6 protein-coding genes are annotated in these 11577 nt (G+C 58.7%); 2 read left to right on the forward strand and 4 right to left on the reverse strand.

Annotation, left to right across the window (positions count from 1 at the left end; genetic code table 11):
- The first annotated feature begins 80 nt into the window (after positions 1–80).
- The gene (gene ppdK, locus EKD05_RS14245; RefSeq protein ID WP_129673842.1) at positions 81–2711 is read left to right on the forward strand and encodes a pyruvate, phosphate dikinase; all 2631 of its coding nucleotides are present in this window, start codon (positions 81–83) and stop codon (positions 2709–2711) included.
- A gap of 311 nt (positions 2712–3022) precedes the next feature.
- On the opposite strand, the gene EKD05_RS14250 is transcribed toward ppdK, so the two are convergent.
- From EKD05_RS14250 to EKD05_RS14265, 4 genes are all read right to left on the reverse strand, one after another.
- A complete protein-coding gene (locus tag EKD05_RS14250; RefSeq protein WP_129673844.1) occupies positions 3023–6454 on the reverse strand; it encodes a hypothetical protein in 3432 nt (1143 codons plus the stop codon).
- Positions 6455–6522: 68 nt separating this feature from the next.
- Positions 6523–7395: a carbohydrate ABC transporter permease gene (locus EKD05_RS14255; protein WP_129673846.1), complete on the reverse strand. Its 873-nt coding sequence runs from the start codon at positions 7393–7395 to the stop codon at positions 6523–6525.
- Positions 7392–8321: a carbohydrate ABC transporter permease gene (locus EKD05_RS14260; protein ID WP_129673848.1), complete on the reverse strand. Its 930-nt coding sequence runs from the start codon at positions 8319–8321 to the stop codon at positions 7392–7394. Before EKD05_RS14260 ends, EKD05_RS14255 begins: the two co-directional genes overlap by 4 nt.
- Before the next feature lie 382 nt (positions 8322–8703).
- A complete protein-coding gene (locus EKD05_RS14265) occupies positions 8704–10029 on the reverse strand; it encodes an ABC transporter substrate-binding protein (protein WP_165360741.1) in 1326 nt (441 codons plus the stop codon).
- A 542-nt stretch (positions 10030–10571) separates the two neighbouring features.
- Here EKD05_RS14265 and EKD05_RS14270 point away from each other — a divergent pair.
- Positions 10572–11576: a substrate-binding domain-containing protein gene (locus EKD05_RS14270; RefSeq protein ID WP_129673852.1), complete on the forward strand. Its 1005-nt coding sequence runs from the start codon at positions 10572–10574 to the stop codon at positions 11574–11576.
- Position 11577 lies beyond the last annotated feature (1 nt).

The following is an 11577-nucleotide window of genomic DNA, read 5'->3' on the forward strand; positions in this document are numbered from 1 at the left end:
AAATCTTTTGACATTTGACGATCAGAGCGTTATAGTTTGATATGGTTTTTAAGACTACGCCATCAGGAGCAGGAGTCTCTATGAGCAAGAAATGGGTCTACCTCTTTCGTGAGGGTGACGCGACGATGCGGGATCTTCTTGGCGGCAAAGGTGCAGGTGTAGCCGAAATGACCCGCACCGGTGTGCCAGTGCCACCAGGTTTTACCATCACGACTGAGGCTTGTAACACGTATTACGATGTCGGACAGCAATTTCCTGAGGGTCTGTGGGATCAGGTCATTGCCGCAATGAAAGACCTTGAGGTGCAGACCGGCAAGACGTTTGGCGATCCAGCCAACCCGCTGCTTGTCGCCGTCCGTTCCGGGGCCAAGTTTTCTATGCCGGGCATGATGGACACCGTGCTCAACCTGGGGCTCAACCAAGCGACGCGTGAAGGGTTGGCCCAGTTGACCGATAACCCACGCTTTGCCGCCGATGCCTACCGCCGCTTTGTCCAGCTCTTTGGCAAGATTGTGCTCGGGGTTGATGGCGAGCGTTTTGAGCATGTGTTGGACGAGGCCAAAGGCCATGGTCAGCGCCAGGATACCGATCTTTCGGCGGAAGAGTTGACCAAGATCGCCGAGACGTTCAAGGGCATTATCAAAGAAGATGCCGGCGTCGAATTCCCCGAAGACCCGTACGAGCAGTTGCGCGAAGCGATTGCCGCGGTCTTCCGCTCATGGAATGGCCGACGCGCCCGCGATTATCGGCGCATCAATAAGATCTCTGATAGCCTCGGTACCGGCGTCAATGTGCAGTCAATGGTCTTTGGCAACATGGGCAACGACTCGGCCACTGGTGTTGCGTTTACGCGGAACCCCAGTACGGGCGACTCGGCGATTTTCGGTGAGTACCTGGTCAATGCCCAGGGCGAAGATGTGGTCGCCGGGGTGCGTACACCTCAGCCGATTAGCAAGCTGCAAGAGACGATGCCCGAGGTCTATGCCGAGTTTGCAACGATTGCCAAGCAACTCGAGCAGCACTACCATGATGTGCAGGATGTCGAGTTTACCATCGAGCGCGGCAAGCTCTGGATGTTGCAGACCCGCGCTGGCAAGCGCACCGGGGCCGCTGCGGTCAAGATCGCGGTCGATCTCGCCCACGAGGGCGTCATTGATAAGGCAACCGCAGTGCAACGGGTTGACCCGCACGCGCTTGACCAGTTGCTCCACCCGATGATTGATCCCGAGGCCCGCAAGACGGCGACGGTGTTGACCACGGGTCTGCCTGCTTCGCCCGGCGCGGCGAGTGGCAAGGCGGTCTTTGACCCCGATGAGGCCGAGTTGCTGGCAAATACGGGCGAGAAGGTGGTGCTGATTCGGGTCGAGACGGCGCCCGAGGATTTCCACGGGATGGTCGCTGCGCAGGCAATTCTGACCGCCCGCGGTGGTATGACGTCGCACGCTGCGGTGGTTGCCCGTGGGATGGGCAAGCCGTGTGTGGCTGGCGCCGGTGAACTGCGCATCAGTTACGCCGATCAGTCGGTGACGGTTGGGAATGTGACGATCCGCAAGGGCGATTGGGTGACCCTTGATGGCGGCACCGGCGAGATCTTTGCCGGGGCGATGCCAACCGTCGAACCTGAATTGTCCGATGACTTTGCTGAGTTGATGAGTTGGGCCGATGAGATCCGGACGATGGGCGTGCGCGCCAATGCCGATGTGCCCCACGATGCCGAGGTCGCCCGCCAGTTTGGCGCCGAGGGCATCGGGCTCTGCCGCACCGAGCACATGTTCTTTGAGGGCGACCGCATTGATGCCGTGCGCGAGATGATCCTCGCTGATACGGTCGAGGATCGCCGCGCCGCCCTGGCTAAGATCGAACCCTTGCAGCAGAGTGACTTTGAAGGGCTCTTCCGGGCGATGGACGGGTTGCCCGTCACTATTCGTACGCTTGACCCGCCGCTGCACGAGTTCTTGCCCCACGACGATCACGAGATCGAGGCCCTTGCTGCGAAGTTTGGTGCCGATCCCAGGCGGGTGAAAACCAAGGTCGAAAGCCTCCGTGAGGCCAATCCGATGCTTGGTTTCCGTGGTTGCCGCCTGGGGATTATCTACCCTGAGATTACCGAGATGCAGGCCCGGGCGATCTTCAAGGCCGCCGTCGCCGTCAAACGCGAAGGCGTTGATGTCCATCCCGAGGTGATGATCCCGCTGGTCGGCCATCTCAGTGAACTCAAGCCGCAGGAAGAATTGGTACGCAAGGTCGCCGCCGAGGTCTTTGCCGAGGCGGGCATCGAGATTCCGTATCTGGTGGGCACGATGATCGAGTTGCCCCGCGCAGCCCTGACTGCCGATGAGATCGCCGGTGTCGCCGAGTTCTTTAGCTTCGGGACCAACGACCTGACGCAGACGGCCCTCGGGCTCTCGCGTGATGACGCCGGACGCTTCTTGCCCCTCTACGTCGAGCGCAAGATTATGGCCGACGATCCCTTCCAGACGATTGATCAGCGTGGCGTTGGTCAACTTGTTCAGATGGGTACCGAGCGCGGACGGAGCACCCGGCCCAATCTGAAGGTCGGTATCTGTGGTGAACATGGGGGCGATCCGGCTTCGGTCGTCTTCTTCCACCAGGTTGGCCTCAACTATGTCAGTTGCTCACCCTACCGGGTGCCAATTGCCCGCCTCGCAGCGGCGCAAGCCGCGATTGGCGATGCCAAGCGCGATAAATAAGTGGCTCTCTGCTGACGCCTGTCTTGATGGGCGTCAGTAGCGACGTTTCATAGCGAGGGACGCGACAAGCACGAGGATTGCGTGGAGCGTCACCGCGCTGGCGTGAAAGGAGGTCTGGATGAAGCCTGAGTGGAGTGGAAGTCCGGAAGTTGGGCCTACGGTCTTGATGTTTACCCTGGCCGGGGCACTGTCGTTTATGTTGCTCGTCTTTGTCTTTGCTTTTTACTGGTAGAGATAGTGACGAATACCGAGCGGCCCGCCCGTCCTTGCAGGACGAGCGGGCCGCTCGGTGTTTTGCTTGTACGAGGCCCTCACTTCGCCTCTCCGCCGTCGTGGTCGGGCCTCAGCCCGACCACGACGGCTTCGATTACCCCTGTGCGCTCGAAGATGCTGCGACTCGTCGCGAGACCCAGGGTGTCTCCAGGTATCGTCTGTGTGGTACCGTCGGTGAGTTGAAGCGTGATCTGCGCCCGGTCGCCACGCTGGTAGACCACCGGTACCTGGCAGAAGGTGAAGGCGAGCGCATCCGCCGGGAGGGGCAGGGTGCGACGCTGGCCGGCGACATCAAGGTAGTTGAAGACACTCGCTGCACGCCCCCACTCGGCGGGATCGAGCAGGTGCGGGCGGAAGGCGAGACATCCGCCGTCAACCACAAGGCCGAGTTCACCCATCCGCGTGAGCAGTTCCTCTTTGACCTGACCGGTCATGCCAGGTTGTTGCGCCCCACGTCCAAGCGGGGTATGCGAATAGGGATCGAACGGAAAAGCCCCGTACGTGGCCGGGTCTTTGCAAAAGCCGAGCCCCGCCCGTACGCTGTGGTACGCCTCGGCAAGCCCGTTGATCGTCACAGCATCAGTACCGTCGGCAAGAGCCCGCGCATGCGTCTCTTGCACCGCCAGCAACAACTTGGCAACCATGTGCCAGTAGATGCTGCCGAGACCCTCGTAGGCAAAGAAACTGCCCGAGCGTCCGGTGAATTCGCTGTGACGAAAGACTTCTTCAAAGAGCGCGGCCAGCCTGGCACCATCGGTGGCAACGTGGGGCGCAAACTGCGCGTCACGACTCAGTTCGGCCAAGAGCGCCTGCAGATCACGGAGGTTGTGGAGATCGCCGCCAAAGTGGTAATCACCGTCAGCGTCGCGCACAAGCAGTCGGCGATCACCAGTGGCTTCGAGCGCCGCAACCAGCCCGAGATCCTGCAGATGCGTGGCCGCGACATGGTTCTTCTGCAGAAAACCGGGCAGATCGCGATTCGGATAGAGGATGTAGCTCTGCTGGTCGGCTCGGTAGAGGGCACTGGTGCGCAGCGTGCCGAGCAGCGCCAAACTCGCTTCCGCACTCAGCAGGCCCGACGAAAGGATGGCGACTTGGCCCTCCAACATTTCGCCGAGCCGACCAATGGACGCCCGATCCTCCTCAAGCCGTAAGAGATTGTAGCTGTGATAGAGGCCGTCGTCACGCCGATTGACCTGCAGGCTCTGTTCGACAAAAGCGAGCGCAAGCTCGAGACGCTCAACGACGGTGCTGCGTGCGAGCAGGCGGAATGCACCGCTCAGCCCAGAGGCATAGAGGCCTTCGCGGTAATGCTCGCCCACACTGCCCAGCGCATCCATCAAGATGCGGCGGCTTGCATCGTCAAAGCCAGTCGGCAGCAACAAGCAGGCCGACTCCAACAGGCCAAAGACGCCGTCGAAGAGCGAGCGCAGCTCGGCGGTTACGGTGAGATCGCCGGGACTACTGGCAAACAGGGCACGGCAAAAGATGAGGTAGCGCCGCAGGTAGGCGAGGGTGACCACCGAGAGGCCCTTGCCGACGAGAGCATTGTTGGCATCGTTCCATTCAGGGCGCTGGGTATTCATCCAGATGCCGCCCTCGGGCACGAAATTGACGAGCTTGGCAAGCAACAGCACCAACAACTTTTCGGCCAGACTCACGTGGAAGACACGTCCGTCGGGGCCGGGGAGGAGTTTTCCATCGGCACCCTGCGCGGCAACCCGCTGCTCGATCAGGCGCTCACGCTCCCAGTCAAAAACAATCGTAGCGGTTGGATCGGCAAGCAGCGCCGCATACGGCTTAATGCGGTACGGCACCTCAACATGGCTATAGCAGCGCCGGTTGAGCAGCGTACTGAGCCGCCCCGGCTCAAAACGCTCAGTAGCCTCGAGCAGCTTGAGCAAATAGATAATCTGGTGGTCGCTCCAATAGCCAATGTTCGCCCAGGGATTCTCGGGCTCGGGCACTTCCCATTCAACACCCGACCGGGCGAGCCGATACGGATTGTAGCCATCAGCGGTCGTGGCATTGAGGAAGAGCGCCACCATGCTTTCGAGGTAGGCCGGAAACGCATAGCCGAGTGGTTCCCAATTCTGGAAAAGGTCGCGCCAGTTGCCCTCATACGTGAGGCGGCGGCACCCGTCGTGGGTACGGACATTGATCCTGAAGCGATTCCACGGGCGACTGGGATCGCCGTGGCGACGGCTGAAGGTGAGGGGCAAATATTCGGTGCAGAGTCGTTCGAGATCGGGAAGCCCACTGGCCGTCGCCTTCTTCCGCAGGTCGCGGAGTTCAAACTGACGGGGCAGATGCGTAAAAAAAGCGCGGTGCTGGTCAAGCAGGTGCGGGCTCCGGTCAGCTATAAAAGCACGCAGATCATCAGCATCCAGACGATAGCCCTCGGCAAAGACCCCGCCGCGCATAATATTAAAGAGGGTATTGGCGGCGTGATGGGCAATCGTCATCGGATCGGCGCTCTGTTGCAGACCATCGGCGGCAGCGACGAGCGCCTCGACCTCAGCGCGGCCACGGGCAATGTCGGCCTCGAGGTCAGCGACGAGGCCGGCGGGAGCATCGCGCAGCGCCCGCGCAAGATCGGCGACCGCAGCGGCATCCTGGGCCACATCGGCCACGATACGCCACGTATGGGCCGTACCGGGGGCCAATTCAAGCGTCGTAGCAAGCAGATACGCGCCGCGTTGGCCGCGCACATCGTGCTCGGGGACGAGGGGCGCATTGCGGCGGAAAGCCCTGACCTGCGCCGAAGAGAGCAGCGTCACCGCGTTGGGCAGCCCGTGTTGCCAGGCCACCGTCGCCCGCAGCGACTCGCTCGCCTCGGCGAGATCCGTGAGGGTGGAACTGAGCGCAAAGATCGCCAGGCCACTCGGGTCAAGCTCGGTGCGCTTATAGGCATCGAGCAGATTGCTCAGCTGTGACTGGGTAAGCCTGGTCACCCCGTGAGGCAGCATATTCTGCAGACCATCAAGCAGACGGATCGTACATGGCGTCCCAGTCAGTTCGTGGAGGCGACACGTACGCACAAAACCAAAACGCGGGCTTGTCTGCCAGGTCATCGTACACGCAAGCCCGAGCTCATCGTTCACCTCTTCAAAGATCAGGGTCGTGCTGAGCGCATCCTTGTAGAGATGCTGCGTAATCTTTTCATCGTATTGGTCACGGCGCACAAAAGGTTCCCAGATATGGGTAAGGCCCGCACGAGTAACCGCAACGACCGTCAGCGGGCCGGTGTGGGCATGGCTATCATAGAGCCGATCCACCGTCTCGTACGGAAAAAGCGCCGTATCAGGACTCACGCGGCCAGCGGTGAGGCCCCCGCTGCTCGTCACAAACATCCAATGATCAGCCGCACTCACCAAACTCATCAGAAAGGGAGGCATCTGATCAATGTTGCTGATCCGGTAACACGCCAACCCTTCGCGCTCCACAAAATCACCCTGCACCTCAACCATATGCATAGCTCCTCACCCCTTGCTGGGCGGGGCAGCGGCAAAACCGCTGCCCCGCCCAGCAAAAAACCTTACCCCTTGACGGCACCTGCGGTCAAGCCTGAAACGATATAGCGTTGCAGGACAAGGAAGAGCAGCAACATCGGCAAGGTCATAATCAGAACGGCAGCGGCGAGCGTCGGCCACTCACTGCCATAGACGCCCTGGAAGACGATCATGCCACGGGTGATGGGATAGTAATCCTTGCTGGTCAAATAGATCGTCGGCAAGATCAGTTCGTTCCAGATCCCGATGGCGTGCAGCACCGCGATCGTCGCAATCGCCGGCTGGATCAACGGAAAGACAATCGAGGTCACAAAGCGGAAGTAGCCGCAGCCATCCATCGCCGCCGCCTCGTCCAACTCGATTGGCAACGTCTTGATATAGTTGACCAGGATCACAATGCCAATCGGATTGACCAGGAAGAGCATCACATAGCCGAACGGGTTGTTGTAGAGGCCCAGGCCGAGCATCAATTGGAACTGAGGAATCAGCGCGACGGGCAAAAAGAGCGCAATGACATAGAGCGTAAGCAACCAACCCGCACCCTTGACATAGCCACGGGAAATCGGGAACGCGACAAAGACCGCCATCACCACATAGACCACCGTCGCCGAAACCGTATAGAGCAGCGTATTGGTCATGTAACGCAGGAAATTGGCCCGCTCCCAGGCATCAATGAAATTCTGAAAGTGCAAGCCAGAGGGCAGCGCCGTCGCACTCTTCATAAACTCGGGCATCGTCTTGAGGGACGTAATGACCAGCATCATCAACGGCCCGAGGTAGACGATGGCAAAGAGACCAAGAATAAGATAGGAGACCAAGCGGATCCAGTTGAAGCGTCTGACCGGAAATGATCGTTGCTCAGGAAGCGCCTTTGTTTCAGGGTTCGTTATGGTACTCATCCAAGAATCCTCTTTTCACGCTGCTGGAGGAAATACTGCACCGGCAAACCAATCGCCAGCACGATAAAGAAGAGCACAATCGAGGCCGAAGCCGCATAGCCCTGGCGGAACGCACTCGTCACACTCCCCGAGGTCTGCCCAAAGCCCTGGGCAAAAATGAGATAGCCGAGCACCTGGGTACCATTGCGATAGCCGATGAGCACCAGGAACAACTGCCAGGCCTGGAGTGAGCCGATGATATTGAGCAGCAAATTCGTATTGACACTCGGCGTCAAGAGCGGCCATGTCACATGGCGAAAGGCTTGCCAGCCGCTCGCGCCATCAATGCGCGCACTCTCGTAGAGATCGGAAGGGATCGTCTGCAACCCGGCGATGAAGATCATCATCGTCACGCCAACATTAGCCCAGATCTGGACAAAGATCACCCAGGCGATCGCCGTCGAGGGTTGCCCACCGAGAAACTCCGAGCGGATGCCAAACGGCTCAAGCATCGTCGCAAGCGGCCCACCGAGCGGATAGAGAAAGAGTGACCAGATCAGACCTTGGATCACCGCGCCGAGGATCACCGGCATAAAGAAGATCGTCCGAAAGATATTGACACCAATCAGACGCTGGTTCACCAGCAAAGCAAGGAAAAGCCCAAGACTAAACTGGATGCTGGTCACAAAAAACGAAAAGACGAGCGTTCGCCAGAGGGCCCCGTAGTTATCGATGGAAGCCTGGCCCATAAAGAGGAACTCGCGATAATTCTCGAACCCAATCCAGTTGAGTTGCGACCCCTGGATGCCACTGGCATCCGTGAACGAATAGACCGCCGTCGCCAGCGAAGGGCCGAGCATAATCAGGACGTAAAAGAAGAAACCGGGGAGTAATAGCAGATAGGGAGCCCACCTCGCTCGGCCACGCCCAAAATGATAGTTATGCAAGCTACACCTCCACACTGAGTAGTTGGGGAAATAAGTTTTCTGGGGTCGTTCGCCGACCACGAATGGGGGCCACGAATGAACGAATACCCCACCGCAACGCCCCTATTCGTTTCTTCGTGATCAGTATTCGTGGTCGGCGGTGCTACCGGAACACTTCATTCACACACCACTGAGTAGTGTATGAACGAAGTGTTCCAGGGAGTGCCGACTTCAGTCGGCTTCCGGGTCAGCCGACTGAAGTCGGCACTCCGCCTATGCCCAGTTGCACTACTTTTCAAAGAAGCTCACGCAAAGGCGCGAAGGGTGAACGTACCTACGCGAAAGTCCTTGCGCCGTTGCGCCGTTGCGTCAAAACAACCGCCTTCTTTGCAAGGCATTGCGCCTAATTGCTATCGAGACCCGACTGCAGATCAGACTGCACGCGATCGGCAAGTTCCTGAGGATCATCAAAGGTACCAAAGGGCTTGAAGTAGGAAGCAAACGGATTGGCATACTCGCCGGCACCCTTGGGGGCAACCCAGTACTGCTCGTAGCCTACGCGGAAATTCGCGAGATAGGGAGCCACTTCCGAGCCGATAAAGGTATCGAGCGTAGCGCCGGGCTGCGTCGGAATAAAGCCAACGGCATTGATAAAGGCCTGATAGTTCGCTGGCTCTGAGAAGGCCGTCAGATACTTGATGCCCGCCTCGGTATTGGGGCTCTTGGCGGCAAGTGCCCAGCCCTGGTCATACTTGCCAAAGAGGAAGCTGTTGTCAGCAACATCATTGCTGCCTGGGAAGGGAATATAGCCCCACGCAAACTCAGGCTCAGCCGCCTCGATCGCCGAAGCGTACCAGGTACCACCGGGGAACATCGCGACCGCACCCGAAGCAAAGCGACCAGGCGCAGCATCGCCCGCGATCCCACTCGCCCCTGGCTCCATCATCTGCTGAGCATAGATCTGCATCCGTTCCCACATCACCATCGACTCGTCATCGTTCCAGGTTCGCGCCCCAGTCCAGAGGTCTTCGACCAGTTGGGCCTGATCGGGGAACAACGCACCAATCAACCCATAGGCCCCGACGAAGATCGGCCAGCCATCTTTGCCACCCGCCGTCATACAAGAGATATTCGCCTGCGCAAAGGCATCACATGCTTGCACCAACTCGTCCCAGGTGGTGGGTACGGCAACATTGTTGGCCGCAAAGAGATCCTTGTTGTAGTAGATGCCACTGTACGAGACACGGCCCAGGTTGATATGATAGACTTGGCCGTTGTAGGTGCCCGCATCGCGGATCGAGACCTCGTCATAGTTCTTGACGAACGGCTGATCGGTGATATCAAGCAGCAGACCAGCCTCAATCAGGGTCTGCCAGTTCGGCGGCGTCACATTGGACATGAAGGGTTGAGCCTGATTCGAGAAGCCAAAGATGCCAATCACATCAATGTCATTGGCCGTCAGGCGGGTCTGCGTCACCGTGCTAAGTTCATTCGCATTGACGACCGTCATATCAACCTTAATGTCGGAGTTAGCGGCCTCAAAGGCCTTATTGAACTCCTCCATAAAGGCGACCATTGGGGGATTCTGATGGACAAGCACGCGAAGGGTTGTCGACGAACCGGTGGTAGTCTGACCGCCCGGGGTGGACGAAGAAGAGGCACCACACGCCGACAGGAGCAGCGCAAAGACAAGGATCACGCCGAACATCGTTGAACGCCATCTAGACATACGAAACCTCCCAGAGCTTTGAGCGACACGTCGCCATTGACTTGCAACGATGCGTTGCCGGTGCATCATTTGACCGGTGTTGGCTCGTTGCCTGATTAAGAAAGCGGTTTCAGAAATTCAGACTCACCACAATGGTATGTTCTGGGGCTTGCTACAGGTAGACGTCGCCCTCACGTTCGCCGCAAAAGAGCACAAAGAGCACAAAAAGACGCAACAACTCGTCCTATGTTTGGACACTTGACCTTTTTTTTGCGGCAAATACCAATGTGCCCATACGGTGCGATGCAGAGCGGCAGTCAGCGTGAGTAACTGTGAAAAACAGGTATGATGATGTGGATACCACGGATCCTGAACTCTGAAACCGATTTCATTATACAAGGTTAAAATAATCCTGTCAAGTTGTTTTAGGCTTAAATCTGTGAAATCGCTTTCAAAATCATGCCGCTCAAGTGTTGGCTATTTTTTGCTTCTATGGTAGAATACGTCGGTCTATTGCGCATAACAGTTCTTGAAACCGCTGTCAAAGAATAGGGCTTGTTCCTATGTCAAAGCAACCAACCGTCAGTGATATCGCCCGGCTCGCCCATGTCTCGCCAAGCACGGTTTCGCGGGTACTCACCGGGAACAGCCGGGTTCACCCGGCCAAGAGTGCGGCGGTGCTTGCGGCCATCGAGCAGTTGAACTTTCGGCCCAACCTGACGGCCCGTGCGCTCGCGCTTGGGAAGTCGATGGTGATCGGTATTCTGACCCAGAGCATGATGAGCCAGTTCTATGGCGAGCTCGCCCAGGGCATCGAAGATGGCCTGGCAGGCAGTGGGTACCAAGGGGTCTTTGCGAGTGGTCACTGGGAGTCGCTCGATGAACAGGCGGCGCTCGATATTCTGCTGGCCCGCCAGGTTGATGGCCTGATCGTGCTGGGGGGCTATCATCCTGATACCGCTTTGCGTGCGATCAACAAGCAGATCCCGTTGATTGCCGTCGGACGCCACATCGAGGGGCTCGAAGATCACTGCATCCGCGTCGAGAATGCCTCTGGCTCTTTTCAGGCTGTGCGCCATCTGATCGATCTCGGGCATCGGCGCATCGCCCACATCGGTGGCATTCCATCCCACCTTGATGCGTGCGAACGGCAACGCGGGTATACCGAGGCGCTCACCTCAGCCGGGCTGGCCGTTGATGAACGCCTGATCGTCGAGGGTAACTTCACCGAACAGAGCGGCTTGCTCGCCCTTGAGACACTTCTAGCGCGGGGGAGCCATTTCACGGCGATCTTTGCCGCCAACGACCAGATGGCCTACGGCATCAGGCTCGGCCTCTACCGCCGCGGGCTGCGTGTGCCCGATGATATTTCGCTCGTCGGCTTTGACGATCTGCTCGGCTCAGTCTATACCACCCCGCCCCTGACAACCGTCCGCCAATCAATGCTTGAGCAGGGCCGCCAGGCCGCCCGTGGGTTGCTACGCCTGCTTGCCAACGAGCCACCCGCGCTTCCCTCGATCACGACCGAACTCGTGATTCGGGAAACGACCGCCCGCGTACGCGGCTAAG

The sequence above is a fragment of the Candidatus Chloroploca sp. Khr17 genome (genome assembly GCF_004138165.1).
GTDB lineage: Bacteria > Chloroflexota > Chloroflexia > Chloroflexales > Chloroflexaceae > Chloroploca.

Coding starts and splice junctions, on each gene's coding strand:
- ppdK (WP_129673842.1), top strand. CDS start 81: ATGAGCAAGAAATGGGTCTACCTCTTTCGTGAGGGTGACGCGACGATG.
- EKD05_RS14250 (WP_129673844.1), bottom strand. CDS start 6,454: ATGGTTGAGGTGCAGGGTGATTTTGTGGAGCGCGAAGGGTTGGCGTGT.
- EKD05_RS14255 (WP_129673846.1), bottom strand. CDS start 7,395: ATGAGTACCATAACGAACCCTGAAACAAAGGCGCTTCCTGAGCAACGA.
- EKD05_RS14265 (WP_165360741.1), bottom strand. CDS start 10,029: ATGTCTAGATGGCGTTCAACGATGTTCGGCGTGATCCTTGTCTTTGCG.
- EKD05_RS14270 (WP_129673852.1), top strand. CDS start 10,572: ATGTCAAAGCAACCAACCGTCAGTGATATCGCCCGGCTCGCCCATGTC.